18 protein-coding genes and 1 tRNA gene are annotated in these 17,427 nt (G+C 70.4%); 7 read left to right on the top strand and 12 right to left on the bottom strand.

Features of this window, described 5'->3' with window-relative positions; translation table 11 throughout:
- Positions 1–8 precede the first annotated feature (8 nt).
- The 8 genes from AB0B50_RS32745 to galU all read right to left on the bottom strand — a co-directional run bounded on the left by AB0B50_RS32745 (position 9) and on the right by galU (position 6,301).
- The gene (locus tag AB0B50_RS32745) at positions 9–476 is read right to left on the bottom strand and encodes a hypothetical protein (RefSeq protein WP_362339433.1); all 468 of its coding nucleotides are present in this window, start codon (positions 474–476) and stop codon (positions 9–11) included.
- Between the two features lie 109 nt (positions 477–585).
- A tRNA-Ala gene (locus AB0B50_RS32740) sits at positions 586–659 on the bottom strand.
- 85 nt (positions 660–744) lie between these two features.
- Positions 745–1,971 (bottom strand): gephyrin-like molybdotransferase receptor GlpR, encoded by a 1,227-nt coding sequence (gene glpR, locus AB0B50_RS32735; RefSeq protein ID WP_362339432.1) that lies wholly within the window; start codon positions 1,969–1,971, stop codon positions 745–747.
- Positions 1,972–2,189: 218 nt separating this feature from the next.
- On the bottom strand, positions 2,190–2,813 hold the full coding sequence (locus tag AB0B50_RS32730; protein WP_362339539.1) for a GNAT family protein: 624 nt from the start codon (positions 2,811–2,813) through the stop codon (positions 2,190–2,192).
- Positions 2,810–3,412, bottom strand: a complete 603-nt coding sequence (locus AB0B50_RS32725; RefSeq protein WP_362339431.1) for a MogA/MoaB family molybdenum cofactor biosynthesis protein — start codon at positions 3,410–3,412, stop codon at positions 2,810–2,812. Before AB0B50_RS32725 ends, AB0B50_RS32730 begins: the two co-directional genes overlap by 4 nt.
- On the bottom strand, positions 3,409–3,951 hold the full coding sequence (gene moaC / locus AB0B50_RS32720; protein ID WP_362339430.1) for a cyclic pyranopterin monophosphate synthase MoaC: 543 nt from the start codon (positions 3,949–3,951) through the stop codon (positions 3,409–3,411). Before moaC ends, AB0B50_RS32725 begins: the two co-directional genes overlap by 4 nt.
- A gap of 87 nt (positions 3,952–4,038) precedes the next feature.
- Complete coding sequence (glp, locus tag AB0B50_RS32715; RefSeq protein WP_362339429.1) at positions 4,039–5,385, bottom strand: gephyrin-like molybdotransferase Glp; 1,347 nt, start codon at positions 5,383–5,385, stop codon at positions 4,039–4,041.
- Between the two features lie 4 nt (positions 5,386–5,389).
- Entirely contained in the window at positions 5,390–6,301 is a 912-nt protein-coding gene (gene galU, locus AB0B50_RS32710; RefSeq protein WP_362339428.1) for a UTP--glucose-1-phosphate uridylyltransferase GalU, read from the bottom strand.
- A gap of 94 nt (positions 6,302–6,395) precedes the next feature.
- On the opposite strand from galU, the gene AB0B50_RS32705 reads away from it, so the two are divergent.
- Positions 6,396–7,010, top strand: a complete 615-nt coding sequence (locus AB0B50_RS32705) for a 5-formyltetrahydrofolate cyclo-ligase (protein WP_362339427.1) — start codon at positions 6,396–6,398, stop codon at positions 7,008–7,010.
- Between the two features lie 82 nt (positions 7,011–7,092).
- Here AB0B50_RS32705 and AB0B50_RS32700 read toward each other — a convergent pair whose 3' ends face one another.
- Positions 7,093–9,855: a penicillin acylase family protein gene (locus AB0B50_RS32700; protein ID WP_362339426.1), complete on the bottom strand. Its 2,763-nt coding sequence runs from the start codon at positions 9,853–9,855 to the stop codon at positions 7,093–7,095.
- Positions 9,856–10,094: 239 nt separating this feature from the next.
- Here AB0B50_RS32700 and AB0B50_RS32695 point away from each other — a divergent pair, with 239 nt between their 5' ends.
- The 6 genes from AB0B50_RS32695 (at position 10,095) to mscL (ending at position 15,819) form a co-directional block, all read left to right on the top strand.
- Positions 10,095–11,594, top strand: coding sequence for a potassium/proton antiporter (locus tag AB0B50_RS32695; protein WP_362339538.1), 1,500 nt, complete (start codon positions 10,095–10,097; stop codon positions 11,592–11,594).
- Between the two features lie 245 nt (positions 11,595–11,839).
- Complete coding sequence (locus AB0B50_RS32690) at positions 11,840–13,111, top strand: MFS transporter (protein ID WP_362339425.1); 1,272 nt, start codon at positions 11,840–11,842, stop codon at positions 13,109–13,111.
- Between the two features lie 67 nt (positions 13,112–13,178).
- A complete protein-coding gene (locus tag AB0B50_RS32685) occupies positions 13,179–13,520 on the top strand; it encodes an FmdB family zinc ribbon protein (protein ID WP_362339424.1) in 342 nt (113 codons plus the stop codon).
- A 75-nt stretch (positions 13,521–13,595) separates the two neighbouring features.
- Positions 13,596–14,450, top strand: a complete 855-nt coding sequence (locus tag AB0B50_RS32680; RefSeq protein ID WP_362339423.1) for an S-methyl-5'-thioadenosine phosphorylase — start codon at positions 13,596–13,598, stop codon at positions 14,448–14,450.
- 301 nt (positions 14,451–14,751) lie between these two features.
- Entirely contained in the window at positions 14,752–15,204 is a 453-nt protein-coding gene (locus AB0B50_RS32675; protein WP_362339422.1) for an RcpC/CpaB family pilus assembly protein, read from the top strand.
- 138 nt (positions 15,205–15,342) lie between these two features.
- The gene (mscL, locus tag AB0B50_RS32670; protein ID WP_362339421.1) at positions 15,343–15,819 is read left to right on the top strand and encodes a large conductance mechanosensitive channel protein MscL; all 477 of its coding nucleotides are present in this window, start codon (positions 15,343–15,345) and stop codon (positions 15,817–15,819) included.
- 7 nt (positions 15,820–15,826) lie between these two features.
- On the opposite strand, the gene AB0B50_RS32665 is transcribed toward mscL, so the two are convergent.
- The 3 genes from AB0B50_RS32665 to pflA all read right to left on the bottom strand — a co-directional run bounded on the left by AB0B50_RS32665 (position 15,827) and on the right by pflA (position 17,366).
- Entirely contained in the window at positions 15,827–16,036 is a 210-nt protein-coding gene (locus tag AB0B50_RS32665) for a hypothetical protein (protein ID WP_362339420.1), read from the bottom strand.
- Between the two features lie 22 nt (positions 16,037–16,058).
- Positions 16,059–16,460: a hypothetical protein gene (locus tag AB0B50_RS32660; protein WP_362339419.1), complete on the bottom strand. Its 402-nt coding sequence runs from the start codon at positions 16,458–16,460 to the stop codon at positions 16,059–16,061.
- An 84-nt stretch (positions 16,461–16,544) separates the two neighbouring features.
- Positions 16,545–17,366 (bottom strand): pyruvate formate-lyase-activating protein, encoded by an 822-nt coding sequence (gene pflA, locus AB0B50_RS32655; protein WP_362339418.1) that lies wholly within the window; start codon positions 17,364–17,366, stop codon positions 16,545–16,547.
- Positions 17,367–17,427 lie beyond the last annotated feature (61 nt).

Below are 17,427 nucleotides of genomic sequence, written 5' to 3'. Positions count from 1 at the left end.
CAGCCCTCTCAGAACTCCGGAACCGACAGCCGGATCCCCTGGAACTGCACGTTCACCGCCGCCGCGGGCAACTCCTCCGGCTTCTTCGGCTCGACGGTCGCCCGCCGGTAGTACGCCACCCGCTCCTGCCGCTCCAGTCCGCTGAGCGTCAGCGTCGCGTCGTACGGCTTGTCGGCGCACCCGGGCAGACACCACTCGCCGCCGACCTTCCCCGTGGCCCGCGCGGTCGGCCCGCCCCAGTCCTTCCACTTCAGGTCCGTGAGCGTGACGAACTCGGTGAGCCCCACCTTCGTCGGCCGCTGCAGCGGCTCCCCCAACGCGTCGGCCAGATAGACGGGCCCGGTCACCTTCGACGGCTCCAGGGCCGGCCCTTCCACGTGCAGCCCGCGGGGCTCGGAGCACCCGCCGACCAGAACGGCGACAAGACCGGCACCCCAGAAGGCGCCGACGGTCCTCGTACGCAAAGGGCACGACATGGATCAAATGTATCCATAGCCGAACAAACCACACGTGGAGCGCAACCTCCTGGGCACAACGCAAAGATCCCGCCCAGTTCGATGAACTGGACGGGATCTTCATGTGCAGTGGACCTGTGGGGATTTGAACCCCAGACCCCCTCGATGCGAACGAGGTGCGCTACCAGACTGCGCCACAGGCCCTTGCAACGAGTGAAACTCTAGCATCCCGATCGGGGTGCTTGGAAATCCGGTCCTGGCTGGTCAGCCCGGGGGACCTCACGGCCCCTCACTCGTTCGCCGCGCGCCGCCGGTCGCCATCCTCGTACTGGTCGAAGAGCGGGGTGCGACCGCGCCCGCGGGCACGCCGCGCGGAGGCCGCCCTGCGCTTGTCGCTGCGCCCGCCGGAGGCGTCCGCGCCCTCGGCCGCGTCGATGTCCCCGGCGCCGCTCGCGTCGGAGGCGTCACGCTTCTTCTCGGCGGCAGCGGCACTGCCCGAGGTCCCTGTGTCCGCCGTGCTCGACCGGGCCGAGCTCCAGGTGTCGGGGGCGCCCAGGTCGACGCTGCCGGTGGCACGCGGGGCGACCGGCGCGGTCACGTACGTGGGCAGGGGCACCGGGACCGGGTCCCAGCTGTCGCCGCGCCCGGGACCCCGCTGCCGCTCGCGCTGCTGGTCGACCCACTCGGCGTGGTCGGTCTGCTCGACCAGGGCACGGCGGTCGGCGGCGAGCGAGGACAGGCCCGTCTCCGTCTCGGGCGCGGGCTCCTCCGCCTCGTCGACGACGGGCTCCGCGCTCGCGAGCCTGCGCCGAGGCTGTCGCTCGCGCAGCCGCTGCGCAGCGACCTCGGCCCTGCGCCGGTCCATCGTGTAAGTGAAGCGCCGCCGTTCCTGGCCGCGCAGATAGACGATGTACGCGCTCAACAGCACCGCGGGCGCGGCGGGCGCCCACAGGAAGGCGAGCCCGCCGACCGCGGCGACGACCGCGCCGACCGTGAAGGCGAGGAAGAGCAGCACCGTCGTGCGGCGGCGCCGGGCGAGCACCTTGGAGCGCCGGGCGCGCGCGGCGGCCTCCGCCGAAGCGGCGCGCCGCGCGGGGTCCGCCTTGCCCTGCGCCGTCCCCTGCGCCTTGGCCGGAGCCTTGGCCCGGGGGGCGGGCTCCGGCGCGCGTTCGGGTTCGGGTTCGGGGCGCGCCTTCTGACGGACCGGAGGCTCCGCCCGGTCCGCCTGGGGTTCGGCCGCACCGGCCGGGGGCGCGACAAAGGCCCGGACGTCCACCGAGTCGGTGATCCCGTCCGGGTCGTCGCGCGACTCCCCTTCCTCCGGCGAGCGCGCTTGCAGGTCCTTGGCGTATCGGCGCTCCATCCCCGCCCGTCCGGACAGCAGCCGGATGGCGGTGCTGAAGCGTTCCGTCGGACGGGCTTCGTTCAGCTCGTCCTGCCTACGGAGCCACATCGGCACCAAGTAGGCGGCCCAGGCCCCGACGATGACTGCGTAGATGAGGCCGCTGCTGCTCACGCTCACACGGTAGAGGGGTTCCGCCTGGGCCATCTGCCAATTGGGCCGGTGTGTCGCACGATCTGGCTGATATCTCGAACTTTTTTTGTGACTGATGCGATCAACAGGCCGCCGACAGCGTGAAATTAATGCCTGAGACAAGGCTCATACGAGCCTCAGACGGTCGTTCCCCGATCAATTTCGAACACATATTTCATTTACCGGGGTCGGGACCCGGACTAGGCAGTGTTCCGAGGTCGCGCCTGGTGCCAGCGGCGCAACAACCCTTCCGGTACCTCTTCGACGGTGAGCGCGAAGACGAGGTGATCCCGCCAGGCTCCGTCGATGTGGAGATACCGTGGACGAAGCCCCTCCTCGCGGAATCCGAGTTTCTCCACGACCCGTCGGCTCGGCGCGTTCTCGGGGCGAATACAGACCTCGATACGGTGCAGCCCGACCGCGCGGAAGCAGTGGTCGACGGCGAGCGCGACGGCGGTCGGCATCACCCCGCGGCCCGCGACGGACTCGTCGACCCAGTAGCCGACATGGCCCGAGCACATCGAACCCCAGGTGATCCCGGCGACCGTCAACTGCCCGACGAGACGGCCCTGGTACTCGATGACGAAGGGCAGCATCCGGCCCGCGCCCGCCTCCGCGCGCAGATGGCGGACCATCTGGCGGTAGGTGGGGCGGTGCACGATCGGGCCGCTGGCCGTGGGCGGCGGGATCGTGGCCTCCCAGGGGCGCAGCCAGTCGCGGTTGCGCCGGTTGACCTCGCGCCAGGCCCGCTGGTCGCGCATCTTTATGGGACGGAGGACGATGTCGCCGTCCGTCAGCTCGACGGGCCAGGAAGGGCTGTTCAGCTCGCACCCCCCGCGGGACCGGGATGGTCGCCGCCGCGCAGCTGGTCGACGGCGTGCCTCAACAGCGGCTCCAGGACGGCGAGTCCGTCGCGTACACCGCCCGTGGAGCCCGGCAGGTTCACGATGAGCGTCCTGCCCGCGACTCCGGCGAGCCCTCGGGAGAGCGCGGCCGTGGGGACCTTGTCCCTGCCGTACGCGCGGATCGACTCCGGGATGCCGGGGACTTCGTGGTCGATGACGCGGCGGGTGGCCTCGGGGGTGCGGTCGGTGGGCGAGATGCCGGTGCCGCCGGTGGTGAGGATGACGTCGTAACCGGCCGCGGCGCCCGCGCGCAGAGCCTGCTCGACCGGGTCGCCGTCGGGGACGACCTGCGGTCCTTCGACGGCGAAGCCGAGCGCGGTCAGGCCTTCGGCGAGGATCGGACCGCCCTTGTCGGCGTAGACGCCGGCGGCGGCTCGGTTGGAGGCCGTGACCACGAGAGCGCTGTACGGCGCGAGCAGGGCGCCGCCGGCCTGCGTGTCCAGAGCCGCCGGCGGCACCGGTCCGGACGCCGCGGCCGTCTCCTGCCGTTCGCCTTCGGACGCGCTGTGGCCGCTCATGCGCCTGCTCCCTCGGCTCCCTCGCGCGTCCAGTGGCCCGACTTGCCGCCGGTCTTCTCCTCGACGCGTACGTCCGTGATGACGGCGCCCTTGTCGACCGCCTTGACCATGTCGACAACCGTGAGGGCCGCGACGCTCACCGCGGTGAGGGCCTCCATCTCGACGCCCGTGCGGTCCGTCGTCTTCACCGTCGCGAGGATCTCGACGGCGTCGTCCGCCACGGAGAGGTCGAGCTTGACTCCGGAGACGGCCAGCGGGTGGCAGAGCGGGATCAGGTCCGGGGTGCGCTTGGCGCCCATGATCCCGGCGATCCGCGCGGTGGCCAGGGCGTCGCCCTTGGGGAGAGCCTCTTCTGGTGATTCCCCGCGCAGCAGCTCGATCACGCGCGGCGAGACCAGCACGCGGCCGCTGGCACGGGCGGTGCGCGCGGTCACGTCCTTCGCGGACACGTCGACCATGCGGGCCGCGCCCGCCTCGTCGATGTGGGTCAGGTGCTGCTGCTCAGGGCCGGGGGTCTCCCCCCGGGAAATCGCGGTCATGTGCTGTGGCGCTCCCGGTCCGGGCCCCGCGCGGTGCGGCGCGCGCGGGCCTGTTGTGCGCGACACGGTACCGCGCGGGCGGCCTTCTCAGCCGAGCAGGACCACCTCGACGTCCGTGCCGGGCTCCACCGACGTGGTGTCCTCGGGGACGACGATCAGCGCGTCCGCGTGCGCGAGGGCGGCGATCAGATGCGAGCCGGAGCCGCCGACGGGCGTCACACTGCCCGCCTCGGCGTCATACCTCCCCCGGAGGAACTGGCGGCGGCCCGCGGGCGAATTCAGCGCCTTGTCGGACACCAGCTCCGCGCGCGTGGTGGGCCGGTGGACCTCCGGGAGACCCATGAGGGTGCGGATCGCCGGACGTACGAAGATCTCGAAGGAGACGTACGAGGAGACGGGGTTGCCCGGCAGCGCGAGCAGGGGGGTGTGGTCCGGGCCGATGGAGCCGAAGCCCTGCGGCTTGCCCGGCTGCATGGCGAGCTTACGGAACTCCACGCCGCTGCCCGCCCCGATGCCGTCCTCCTCGTCCGGGTCGCCGATGGAGGTCAGGGCCTCCTTCACGACGTCGTAAGCGCCCACGCTCACGCCGCCCGTGGTAACCACGAGGTCGGCGCGGATCAGCTGGTCCTCGATGGTGGAGCGCAGCGTCTCCGCGTCGTCGGCGACCGCGCCCACGCGGTAGGCGATGGCTCCGGCCTCGCGGGCGGCGGCCGTCAGGGCGAAGCTGTTGGAGTCGTAGATCTGGCCGTTCGCCAACTCCTCGCCGGGCTGGACCAGTTCGCTGCCGGTGGACATCACGACCACGCGCGGGCGGGGGCGCACCTTCACCGTGCCGCGGCCGATCGCGGCGAGCAGGGCGATCTGCGGGGCACCGAGGACCGTGCCGATGGTCAGGGCGCGGTCACCGGCCCGGACGTCGCTGCCCTGCGCGCGCACATGCGCGCGTGCCTCGGCGGGGCGGTGCACGCGGACCTCTCCGGAGGCGCCCTCGGGGGCGGCGCTGTGGGCGCGCATCCCGGAGACGGGGCCCTCGCCGAGGCCTCCGTCGGTCCACTCCACGGGGACGACGGCCTCGGCGCCGGGCGGCAGCGGTGCGCCGGTCATGATGCGGGCGGCCTGGCCCGCGCCGACGGTGGGCTGCTCGCCCGCGCCCGCGGCGACGTCACCGATGACGGTCAGGACGGCGGGGAACTCCTCACCGGCGCCCGCGACATCGGCGACCCGCACCGCATACCCGTCCATGGAGCTGTTGTCGAAGGGCGGCAGCGAGACGGGCACCGTGATGTCCTCGACCAGGACACAGCCCTGGGCGTCGAGGAGTTGGAGCTCGATCGGCTCGAGCGGACGGACGGTCGCGAGGATGTCGTCCAAATGCTCCTCCACCGACCAGAGGTTGTCCCGGCCGGTGGTCGATGTCGTCGTGCTGCTGCTCAAAGTGCTACATCTCCTCGGTGACGTAACTGCGAAGCCAGGCCTGGAAGTCCGGGCCCAGATCTTCACGTTCGCACGCGAGTCTGACAATGGCACGCAGATAGTCGCCCCGGTCACCGGTGTCATAGCGGCGGCCCTTGAAGACCACGCCGTGCACCGGGCCGCCGATCTTCTCGTCCGCCGCGAGCTGCTGGAGGGCGTCGGTGAGCTGGATCTCGCCGCCGCGGCCCGGCTCGGTCTTGCGCAGTATGTCGAAGACATGGGGGTCCAGGACATAGCGGCCGATGATCGCGTAGTTGGAGGGGGCGTCCGCCGTGTCCGGCTTCTCCACCAGGTCGGTCACCTTGACGACGTCGCCGTCCTCGGTGGCCTCGACGGCCGCGCAGCCGTAGAGGTGGATCTGCTCGGGGGCGACCTCCATGAGCGCGATGACGCTTCCGCCGTGCTGCTCCTGGACCTCGACCATGCGGGCGAGGAGCGGGTCGCGCGGGTCGATCAGGTCGTCACCGAGGAGCACGGCGAACGGCTCGTGGCCCACGTGCGGAGCGGCGCACAGGACGGCATGACCGAGCCCCTTGGGGTCGCCCTGGCGGACGTAGTGCATCGTCGCGAGGTCGCTGGACTCCTGGACCTTGGCGAGGCGGGCTTCGTCGCCCTTCTTCAGGAGGGCCGACTCCAGTTCGTAGTTGCGGTCGAAGTGGTCCTCCAGCGGGCGCTTGTTGCGGCCCGTGATCATGAGGACGTCGTCGAGGCCCGCCGAGACGGCCTCCTCGACCACGTACTGGATCGCCGGCTTGTCGACGACCGGCAGCATCTCCTTGGGAGTCGCCTTGGTCGCCGGCAGGAAGCGCGTGCCGAGGCCCGCCGCGGGGATGACCGCCTTGGTGATCCTGGGCGTGGGGGGGTGAGACTCAGTCATGCCGACAACCATATCCGGTGCGTATGTGCGGAATCTGTGGGTCCAGATAATTGGACGGCATATGCGATCACTAGGAAGGATTTGTGAGTACGCCATGAGCACGACCGAACCCGGCGGCCAGCCAACCAAGCGCATGTTGCGGCGAGACTTCCTCGCGGTGAGAAGCGGGTTGACTGAGGATGACGCACACAAGGCGGCCGCGGTTCTCGCCGACCGCGCGCTGGAACTGCCGGAGCTCGCCGGGGCGCGGACCGTCGCCGCGTACGTCTCGGTGGGCAGCGAGCCCGGCACGCGCGCCCTGCTCGACGCCCTCCACGCGCGCGGGACACGGGTCCTGCTGCCCGTGCTGCTCGCGGACAACGACCTGGACTGGGGCGTGTACGACGGGGCGGGCTCGCTGGTCCGCGTACAACACCAGGGAAAGATCGAGCTGTTGGAGCCCTTCGGGGAGCGGCTCGGCCCGGACGCCGTCCTGGCGGCGGACGCCGTTCTGCTGCCGGGGCTCGCCGTGGACGCGCGCGGGATGCGGCTCGGGCGGGGCGGCGGCTCGTACGACCGGGTGCTCGCCCGTCTGGAGCGTGCGGACGCCGATCCCGCTCTGGTGGTGCTCCTGTACGACTCCGAAGTGGTCGCTCACGTCCCCGAAGAGGCGCACGACCGACCGGTGCACGCCGTCGTGACACCGTCGGGGGTACGTCGCTTCCGCTGACCCCCGCGACAGCTGCCGCCACGACACCGAAAGGGCCCTCCACGCGCGCGTGGAGGGCCCTTTCGGTGTCAGCCGTACGGGATCAGGGGCGCAGGACCAGCTTGTCGCTCGTGCTGCCCTCGACCGCCTTCTCCGAGTAGGCCCACGGCAGGAGTTCGCCCTTGGCCCACTTGTCGGTCTGGTCGGTGTAGTGGTCGTTGTACGCGTGCCCCGAGGCGCCGGTGAGGTTGATCCACTTGGACTTGTCCATGTCCTTGAGGTTCACCACCATGCGCATCGACGGCACCCACACCACGCCGTAGCCGCCCGCCGCGTTCCAGCCGGTGGCGTTGACCGCGGCCTCGCCGCCGCCGAGGTTCCACGGGCCGCGGTTGAGCACGAACTGGAGCCAGCCGGGGCCTTCGGTGCCCAGCGTCTGGTTCTTCAGCGTGAGGCGGTGCAGGCGACCCCAGGACCAGGTGTCGATGTCCTTGCCGAGCTTGGCCGTCAGGTCCCAGCGCGCGTCCTCCATGGCCCGCTTGAACAGCTGGTCGCGGGTCTTGGTCTCGTCGTCGGTGCGGGTCGCCGGCGCCTTCCACCAGTCGTTCTTCTCGTCGTCGAGGATCTTGCGGACGACCTCGAAGTAGCGGTCGCCGCCGTCCGGCTGCGCCGAGTCGGCATCCCGCTCGCCGCATTCGCGGACCTTCTCGCCCTCGTCGGCGGGACGGGTGTTGCCGGCCGGTTCGACGTTCAGGCACTGGCCCTTGACGCGCAGCTCCTTGGGGAGCTTGTTGCCGAAGGCGAGCTTGAGGATGTTGCGCCAGACCGAGTTGAAGTACGCGGCGGCCGCCGAGTCGGCGTCCTGGGTGTAGTCCCAGCCCTCGAGGAGCTTCTGCGCCTCGCGGACGTACTTGTCCTTGATGTCGATCTTCAGCAGCTTGGGCACGAGCAGCTTGGCGATCTCGCTGCTGTTGTCCATCTGCATGAGGCGCATGTCCTCGGTGGAGATCTTGCCGCCGTTCTTGATCTTCGACTGGATCAGGTCGTCGATCCGCTGGCTGCGCGCTCCGTAGCCCCAGTCGGCGGTGAGCTTGTACGGGTACTTGCCCTCGCCGTCCTCGATCACGGCCTGGTTGGCGGTGACGATGTAGCCGCGCTTGGGGTTGTACTCGTAGGGCAGCGCACGCTGCGGGATGTAGCCGTCCCAGCGGTAGGCGGGGTCCCAGCCCGGCGCCGGGAGCGAGCCGTCGCCCTTGCCGCGGGTCGGGATCTTGCCGGGCGCCTGGTAGCCGATGTTGCCCTTGGTGTCGGCGTAGATCAGGTTCTGGGAGGGCACTTCAAAAGAAGCGGCCGCCTTGCGGAACTCCGTGAAGTCCTTCGCCTTGTTGAGCTCGAAGACCGCGTCCATGGACTTGCCGGGGGTCAGCGCGGTCCAGCGCAGCGCCACTCCGTAGCCGTCGCCCCGGTCGGGGGCCGCGGTGTCGACGCCGGCCTTCTTGCCGACCTTGACCAGCTCGTCGTCGCGGTCCGAGATCAGCGGGCCGTTGTTGGTCTCGCGGACCGTGATCTTCTTCTCCTTGCCTCCCGCGACCTTGATGGTCTCCTCGCGGGAGGTGAAGGGCAGCACCTTGTCGTCGTACAGGTAGCCGTCCCCGGTGAACTTCTCCAGGTACAGGTCCGTGACGTCGGCGCCGAGGTTCGTCATGCCCCAGGCGATGTCCTTGTTGTGGCCGATGACCACGCCCGGCATGCCGGAGAAGGTGTAGCCGGAGACGTCGTACTGGCACTTCTCGGAGACCGACCGGCAGTGCAGGCCCATCTGGTACCAGACGGAGGGCAGCTGCGGCGCGAGGTGCGGGTCGTTGGCCAGCAGGGGCTCGCCGGTGATCGTGTGCTTGCCGGAGACGACCCAGGAGTTCGAGCCGATGCCGTTGCCGTTCGGGCCGAGGATCGCAGGGACCTCGTCCAGGGCGTCGGAGAGACCCGAGAGCTGCGACTGCAGCCCGTCGGGCGCCTGCGCGCCGCCCGCGAGGCCCGTGCCCACCGCGCCACCGGTCCCCGCCGTCCCGGTCTGGGTGCCGGTGCCCTTGTCGTCGTACTCCTTGGTGGCGCTGTTGTAGGCGCCCTCCTGGACGACGGGCTTGTTCCGCTTGTACGGGTACTCGGGGTACAGGTCCTTGATCTGCGAGGGGCCGAGGCGGCTCGTCATCAAGGAGCGGTCGATCTCGTCCTGCATGTTGCCGCGCAGGTCCCAGGCCATCGCCTTGAGCCAGGCCACGGAGTCGACGGGGGTCCACTTCTGGATCTTGTAGTCGTTCTCGAAGCCGAGCGCCGCGTACTCGACGGAGATGTCCTTGCCGTCCTTGCCGTCGAGGTAGGCGTTGACTCCCTTGGCGTACGCCTGGAGGTACTTCTTGGTCTGCGGCGAGAGCTTGGAGTCGTACTCCTTCTTCGCCACCCGGTGCCAGCCGAGCGTGCGCAGGAACTCATCGGTCTTGACCTGGCCCTTGCCGAACATCTCGGAGAGCCGCCCGGAGGTCATATGGCGACGTACGTCCATCTCCCAGAAGCGGTCCTGCGCCTGGACGTAGCCCTGTGCCATGAAGAGGTCGGCGTCGGACTCGGCGTAGATCTGCGGGATCCCGTTCCCGTCGCGCTTCACGTCGACCGGTCCGGAGAGGCCGTCGAGCTTGATCGTTCCCTTGGTCTGCGGGAAGGAGGCGCGCACGGTGCTGATGCTCCAGTACGCGCCGAAGCCGATGCCTCCGACGATGGCCAGGACCAGGACGATCACGACGAGTCGGGCTCGGCGCCCCTTCTTCTTGCCGGACTTATGACCGGAAGAGGCGGTGGTGTTGGAGGGCATCGCTGTCCTTGCTGTCCTTACGCGAGCGGCAGGGCGGGCTGTGCTGTCGACTGGGCGGCTCTGGGAGCGCTGGAGCAACCATAGGCGCAGGACGTTGCGGCTCCGGACGCGGAGTCAGGAACCCGCCTCCCTGGAGATCGAAAAGAGGTTCGATGACGTCAAGAAAGCGTTAACAATTAGGTAAGGTAACGAAGTACTCGGCTACGAAGTACTCGGCTGCACGGCGGAAGGAACGGCCCCTGACTGTCCACCACCTCAACCAGCTCCTGCTCGTCTGCTCGCTCGTTCTGCTCGTCGCGGTGGCGGCGGTCCGCATCTCGTCGCGCAGTGGGCTCCCCAGCCTGCTGCTGTACCTCGGCATCGGCGTCGCCATGGGCCAGGACGGCATCGGCGACGTCCAGTTCAACAACGCCGAGCTGACGCAGGTCATCGGCTATGCGGCACTGGTCGTGATCCTCGCCGAGGGCGGCCTCGGGACGAAGTGGAAAGAGATCAGGCCCGCGCTGCCCGCCGCGGCCGCGCTGTCGCTCGCCGGTGTCGCGGTGAGCGTCGGCGTCACGGCCGCGGGAGCGCACTACCTCGTGGGGCTCGAGTGGCGGCAGGCACTGATCATCGGCGCGGTGGTCTCCTCCACGGACGCGGCGGCGGTCTTCTCGGTGCTGCGGAAGGTGCCGCTCCCCTCACGCGTCACGGGCGTGCTCGAAGCGGAGTCGGGGTTCAACGACGCCCCTGTGGTGATCCTCGTCGTGGCGTTCTCCACGGCAGGACCGGTGGACGACTGGTACGTACTGATCGGCAAGATCGCCCTGGAGCTGGCGATCGGCGCCGCGATCGGCCTCGCGGTGGGCTGGCTCGGCGCCTACGGCCTGCGCCACGTGGCCCTGCCCGCCTCCGGCCTCTACCCCATCGCCGTCATGGCGATCGCCGTCACCGCGTACGCCGCGGGAGCCATGGCGCACGGCAGCGGCTTCCTCGCCGTCTACCTCGCCTCGATGGTCCTCGGCAACGCCAAGCTGCCGCACTGGCCCGCCACCCGCGGCTTCGCCGAAGGGCTCGGCTGGCTCGCCCAGATCGGCATGTTCGTGCTGCTCGGCCTGCTGGTCACACCGCACGACCTGCTGGACGACACCTGGCCCGCCATCGTCATCGGCCTCGTCCTGACGGTGGTGGCACGGCCCCTGGAGGTCGTGATCAGCCTGCTGCCGTTCCGGATGCCCTGGCAGGAGAAGGCCCTGCTGTCCTGGGCCGGCCTGCGCGGCGCCGTGCCCATCATCCTGGCCACCATCCCGATGGTGAGCGGCGTCGAGGACAGTCAGCGGATCTTCAACATCGTCTTCGTCCTCGTCGTCGTCTACACCCTCATCCAGGGCCCCACGCTGCCCTGGCTGGCCCGGAAGCTGCGGCTCGGCGACTCCGCGGAGGCCGCCGACCTCGGCGTCGAATCGGCGCCCCTGGAGCGGCTGCGCGGGCATCTCCTGTCGGTGGCCATCCCCAAGGGCTCACGCATGCACGGCGTCGAGGTCGCCGAGCTGCGGCTGCCTCAGGGCGCGGCGGTCACGCTGGTCGTCCGCGACGGAGAATCGTTCGTTCCGCTGCCGACGACGGTACTGCGGCGCGGCGACGAGCTCCTCGTGGTGGCCACGGACCCGGTGCGGGACGCCGCCGAGCGGCGGCTGCGCGCGGTCGGCCACGGCGGAAAGCTCGCCGGATGGCTGGGAACCGACGGAGAAAAACACTAAACATCGGCGGCATCGTAGGTGTCGGGGGTCTCATCGGCTGTAATCACAGGGGCGGATGGGACTTCCGCCTGTACCATGAAGACACCTGATCGAACCAACTCTGCCTGAAGCAGAGCTGGCGCGACCGTATGGCGGCCGCGGTACCCCTCGCAGTGGGGCCCGGCATCTACCGCAGTTCCGCGCAAGAGGACAGCTCTCGGCGCCCCCGCACGGGCGCGCTACCAGGCGGCAGAAAGGCACGGGCCGTGGCATCCACGGTCACCGAATCCCGCCCGGGCTACGGACAACTGCTGCGCACCCCGCGCGCCTGGACATTCCTGCTGCCCGGCTTCGCGGCGCGCCAGCCGTTCGCGATGCTGACCATCTCCATCGTGCTGCTGGTGCAGCACACCACCGGCTCGTACGGTGCCGCGGGCGCCGTCTCGGCCGTCACCGGCGTCTCCATGGCGCTCTTCGCCCCCTTCAGCGGCAAGCTCGCCGACCGGTTCGGACAGCGCGCGGTGCTGGTGCCCGGCGTCCTCGTGCACTCCGCGTCCGTCGTCACGCTGACGGTCCTCGCGCTCTCCGACGCCCCCCTGTGGGCGCTCTTCGCGGCCGCCGTACCCGCGGGTGCGTCGACGCCGCAGATCGGCCCCATGGTGCGGGCCCGCTGGGGCGCCAAGCTGCAGGACACCCCTCTGGCCACCACCGCGGCCGCCTTCGAGTCGGTCACCGACGAGCTGACCTTCGTCCTCGGCCCGCTCGTCGCGACCGCGCTGTGCACCACCGTCGACCCCTCCGCCGGACTGCTCACCGAGGCCGGGCTCACGCTGGTGGGCGGCCTGCTGTTCGCCGCGCAGAAGAGCACCCAGCCCAAGCCGTCCGCGCACCACGCCGAGCACGCGCGCGTGGAGCACGTCTCCGCGCTGCGGGTCCCCGGAGTGCGCGTCCTGATCGTGACGTTCCTCGGGATCGGCGCCGTCTTCGGCGGCATGCAGGTCTCGCTGGCCGCCTTCACCGAGTCGATCGGCGAACCGGGCCTCAACGGCGTCCTGTACGGCACGTTCGCCGCGGGCAACATGCTCTCCGGCATCGCCTGCGGCGCCATCGCCTGGAAGGTCTCCCCGCAGCGCCGGCTCCTCGTCGGGTACACGGCACTGACCCTGATGGCATCCGGCCTGTGGGCGGCGCACTCCGTGGTCCTGCTCGCCGGGCTCGGCCTCCTGGTCGGCGTCTGCATCGCGCCCGCGCTGATCACCGGCTACACCCTGGTCGACAAGCTGGTCGCGCCGACCGGCCGCACGGAGGCCTTCACCTGGCTCACCGGCGCGGTCGCGCTCGGGCAGGCGGCGGCCGTCACGGTCGCCGGACAGCTGGAGGACCGCTTCTGGGACGGTGCCGGATTCCTGGTCCCGCTGGGCGGCACGGCACTGGCCCTCGCGGTGCTCGTGACGCTGCGCTCGCGGCTCGTTCCCCAGGCGCCGTCCCTCACGGTGGCGCGTGGCGTCGGTCACCGAGTTCCGGTCACGGTGGACTGATCTCGCGGAATACGTCACTATGGACCGTCGTTAGCACTCATCGAGTGAGAGTGCCAGGAGGAAGCAAGTGCCGACGTACCAGTACCAGTGCACCGAGTGCGGCGAGGGCCTCGAGGCGGTGCAGAAGTTCACCGATGACGCCCTGACCGTGTGCCCCAGCTGCGACGGACGCCTCAAGAAGGTGTTCTCGGCCGTCGGCATCGTCTTCAAGGGCTCCGGCTTCTACCGCAACGACAGCCGCGGCTCGTCGTCGAGCAGCTCGCCGGCCTCTTCGTCGTCGAAGTCCTCCTCGGACACGTCGGGCTCGTCGAGCTCCTCGGACGCGAAGGCTTCTTCGTCCTCCTCGTCCTCGGACTCCAAGTCGTCCGGATCCTCGTCGACGTCCACGTCGTCGAGCTCGGCCGCCTGAGACTCTTCCCGAGGACCCCGCCGTCCCACGACGGCGGGGTCCTCGGCGTTTTCCGGCCCGGCTACTGTGCGGCCCATGGTGAACACGGCGAACGCTTCGCGAGCCGAGATCGGCGTGATCGGCGGCTCCGGCTTCTACTCCTTCCTCGACGGCGTGACCGAGATACAGGTCGACACTCCGTACGGGGCTCCGAGCGATTCCCTCTTCCTCGGTGAGATCGCGGGGCGCCGGGTGGCGTTCCTGCCCCGGCACGGCCGCGGCCACCATCTGCCGCCGCACCGCATCAACTACCGCGCCAACCTCTGGGCGTTGCGCTCCGTCGGTGTGCGGCAGGTGCTCGGGCCGTGCGCGGTCGGCGGGCTGCGGTCCGAGTACGGGCCCGGGACGCTGCTGGTGCCCGACCAGTTGGTGGACCGCACGCAGTCGCGTCCACAGACGTACTTCGACGGGGTTCCGCTGCCGGACGGGAGCGTGCCGAACGTCGTGCATGTGTCGCTGGCCGACCCGTACTGCCCCGTGGGGCGCGGTGCCGCGCTCAAGGCCGCGCGCGGCCGCGACTGGGAGCCGGTGGACGGCGGGACGCTGGTCGTGATCGAGGGGCCGCGCTTCTCGACCAGGGCGGAGTCGCGCTGGTACGCGGACCAGGGCTGGTCGGTGGTGGGCATGACCGGGCATCCCGAGGCCGTGCTCGCGCGTGAACTGGAGCTCTGCTACACGTCGTTGACGCTGGTCACGGATCTGGACGCGGGCGCGGAGACCGGCGAGGGCGTCTCGCACGACGAGGTCCTGCGGGTGTTCGCCGCCAATGTGGACCGGCTGCGGGACGTGCTGTTCGACGCGGTGGCGGGGCTGCCGGAAAGTGGCGGGGAGCGGGGGTGCCTGTGTGCCGGGGCGCTGGGTGGGCTGAATCCGGGGATTCGGTTGCCGTGAGGCGGGGCCTGCCGGGGCGGGACTGCGGCTGCGGGACTGCGGCTGCGGGACTGCGGCTGCGGGATTGCGGCTGCGGGATTGCGGGATTGCGGGATGGTGGAACTTCTCCTTCGGGTGAGGGAGTTGTCCACAACCGGCGGGTAGTCCACGGGGCTCAGCGGGAATCGGCGCGGGACTGCATCGTGAGAGCGGAAGCCGAGTTCTCGCACCGCAGGCGGTGGTTGTCGTGCCCCACGTCCCTTCTCAGAGCCGGACCCAGATCTCATGGGCGGACGGTTGCCCGGTCCCCCACTTCTCCCCCGTGCGGGTGCGCGGAGGAAATCCGCGGCTGCGCAGACTGCTGCGGCACAGACGGCGGGCCATGGCCGTGGGCCTCGCGATGACCGCGGCCGCCCTCGCGGCCTCGGTCCCGCGGGAGGCCGACCGGCCGCAGGCGCGGGCTGCCGTGGCGGAGCCCGCGCAGGAACCGCGATCCGGGGAGCGGGTGTCGGCACCCGTGCGGATCGCGGACGCGGGCGCGGCGGGTCTGCTGCGCCCCGGCGACCGGGTCGACGTGATCGCGGCCGAGGGGACGCCGTCGGGTGGGGCGAAGCCGCGCGTGGTGGCGGCGGGCGCGCGGGTTTCCGAGGTGCCCGGACCAGGGCAAGGGCCTGCCGAGAGCGGGGCGTTGGTGGTCTTCTCCGTGCCGCGGGACACGGCAGCACGGCTCGCCGGAGCAGGGGCGAGCGCGCGTCTGGCGGTGACCCTGCGGTGAACCGGAACGTTCACGATCGCACTGAGAGCCTGTCAAGTCGCCCGTTCGTGCGAACGAATTGGACAGGTCAACCCCGGCCTGACGTAGGTTGCGAAGTTGTTTGTTCCACAACCTGCACATGCAACGAAAGGCCTCGTGGTGAGCGAGAAGAAGGAACCGGGCGTCTGGGAGGGCTTCAAGGCCTTCTTGATGCGCGGCAATGTCGTCGACCTGGCGGTCGCGGTGGTCATCGGCGCCGCGTTCACGAACATCGTGAACTCGGTGGTCAAGGGTGTCATCAACCCGCTCGTCGGCGCCTTCGGGACGAAGGATCTCGACCACTACAGCTCGTGCCTGAAGGCACCGTGCGTGATGAAGCCCGACGGGACGGTCGAGAGCGGCATCCCGATCATGTGGGGATCCGTGCTCAGCGCGGTTCTCAGCTTCGTGATCACCGCGGCCGTCGTGTACTTCCTGATGGTCCTGCCCATGGCCAAGTACCTGGCGAAGCAGGCTGCTCGGAAGGCGGCCAAGGAGGGGGCCCAGGAGGTCATCGAGATCTCCGAGCTGGAGGTCCTCAAGGAGATCCGCGACGCGCTGGTGGCGCAGCGCGGCTCCGGTCACCGCGAGGAGTAGCGCGGGCTCAGAGGTGGTGGGGCGGCTTCTCGTCGAGGAAGCGCGCCAGGTCGGCGGCGCTGTCGCCGCCGGCCTCCGGCCGCTCGCCCCACCCTCGGTCCGTGTCGTCCGAGGACTGCTGCGACAGCGGATCGTCGAAGATCAGCGCGTTCCGCGGCTTGGCCGGGCTCTGCGGCTTCTCCGGATCGCGCGGTTCGGGGGCGGGGGCGGTGCTCATGCCTCCAGGGTACGTCGGGGGTTCAGCTCGGGGCCTCCGCGCCCTTGCGGGCGTAGAACCACCAGCAGACGACCAGGCACGTGGCGTAGAAGGCGGTGAACTTCCGCTCGCCGAAGATCGGCCCGATGAAGGTGTAGAGGACCCGGAAGGTACCGCCGGTGAGGCCGGGGATGGCCGTCAGCCAGAACAGCTGCGAGGTGGTGAGTCCGAAGCCCACGTCGTTGAGGCGGACCGCGGTGACCGACCAGACCTGCCAGACGACGAAGCCGAGCATCAGGGCCGGGATGGAGACCCAGAGGTTGCGGTTGGCCACCTTGTGGCCGACCGAGCGCCAGAACGAGTCGTCCTCGGGGCGCCACTCCCCGATCGTCGATCCGGGGCGGTAGGTGTCGCCCGTCCGCCGGTGGCTGGTGGGAGCACTCATGCGGCCACGCTAGGTACGGCCACGGTCGGCCGCCCGCCCGCTGGGCCGTTCGGGTGGCTTCCGGCCGCCCCTCGACCGTCCTCTTCAGACGGCCTTGAGGCCCTGAGCCGCGAAGATCTCCTTGGCCGCGGCCACCTGCTGCGGGGTGGGCGAGGGGGTGTCGCGCAGCGTGAAGTCCTTGCCGAGCGCGTCCCACTTCGCCTCGCCCAGCTTGTGGAAGGGCAGTACGTCGACGCGCGAGACATTGCCGAGCGAGGCGGCGAAGCGGGCGACGCCCTCGATGTTCGCCGGGTCGTCGGTCAGGCCGGGGACGAGGACGAAGCGCACCCAGACGTTCTTGCCGAGCTCGGCGAGGCGGTGGGCGAAGTCGAGGGTGGGCCGCAGCGGGCGCTCCGTGACCTTCTTGTACGTCTCCGGGTCCCAGGACTTGATGTCGAGCAGGACCAGGTCGACGTCGCGCAGCAGGGCGTCGGTGGCGCGTGCGCCGAGGAAGCCGGAGGTGTCCAGGGCGGTGTGCAGGCCCAGTTCGTGCTTGAGGCGATGCAGGAGTTCGCCGGTGAAGACGGGCTGCAGGAGGGGCTCGCCGCCGCTGACGGTGGCTCCTCCCCCGGCGGCGGAGATGAACTTGGTGTACTTGGCGGCTTCCGCGATGACGTCGTCGGCCGTGGTCCGCTTGCCGTCGCGCATCCGCCAGGTGTCGGGGTTGTGGCAGTACAGGCAGGTCAGCGGACACCCGGAGAGGAACGTGACGAAGCGTGTGCCGGGTCCGTCGACGCCGGTGGACAGGTCCCAGGAGTGGACCGAGCCGGTGACGGGGCGGTGGGTGGCGGCCGCCGCCGGGGTGGCCGCGTCCTCATCGACCACACGGGGGCGTACGGGGATGTCGGTACCGAGCAGGACAGCCATGGCGTAACTCCCGGACTACTGGCAGGACATGGTGTTCGCGACTCCCGGGGCCGGGGTGAGG

The sequence above is a fragment of the Streptomyces sp. NPDC041068 genome (assembly GCF_040647455.1).
Taxonomy (GTDB): Bacteria; Actinomycetota; Actinomycetes; order Streptomycetales; family Streptomycetaceae; genus Streptomyces.
This window is presented reverse-complemented; position numbering and strand designations above follow the sequence as displayed.

Bases quoted from the DNA above. Each gene is read 5' to 3' on its own strand.
- AB0B50_RS32700 (WP_362339426.1), bottom strand. From the start codon at position 9,855: ATGCCCTCCAACACCACCGCCTCTTCCGGTCATAAGTCCGGCAAGAAG.
- AB0B50_RS32665 (WP_362339420.1), bottom strand. From the start codon at position 16,036: ATGAGCACCGCCCCCGCCCCCGAACCGCGCGATCCGGAGAAGCCGCAG.
- AB0B50_RS32725 (WP_362339431.1), bottom strand. From the start codon at position 3,412: ATGAGCGGCCACAGCGCGTCCGAAGGCGAACGGCAGGAGACGGCCGCG.
- moaC (WP_362339430.1), bottom strand. From the start codon at position 3,951: ATGACCGCGATTTCCCGGGGGGAGACCCCCGGCCCTGAGCAGCAGCAC.
- AB0B50_RS32705 (WP_362339427.1), top strand. From the start codon at position 6,396: ATGAGCACGACCGAACCCGGCGGCCAGCCAACCAAGCGCATGTTGCGG.
- AB0B50_RS32660 (WP_362339419.1), bottom strand. From the start codon at position 16,460: ATGAGTGCTCCCACCAGCCACCGGCGGACGGGCGACACCTACCGCCCC.
- AB0B50_RS32680 (WP_362339423.1), top strand. From the start codon at position 13,596: ATGGTGAACACGGCGAACGCTTCGCGAGCCGAGATCGGCGTGATCGGC.
- pflA (WP_362339418.1), bottom strand. From the start codon at position 17,366: ATGGCTGTCCTGCTCGGTACCGACATCCCCGTACGCCCCCGTGTGGTC.
- AB0B50_RS32745 (WP_362339433.1), bottom strand. From the start codon at position 476: ATGTCGTGCCCTTTGCGTACGAGGACCGTCGGCGCCTTCTGGGGTGCC.
- galU (WP_362339428.1), bottom strand. From the start codon at position 6,301: ATGACTGAGTCTCACCCCCCCACGCCCAGGATCACCAAGGCGGTCATC.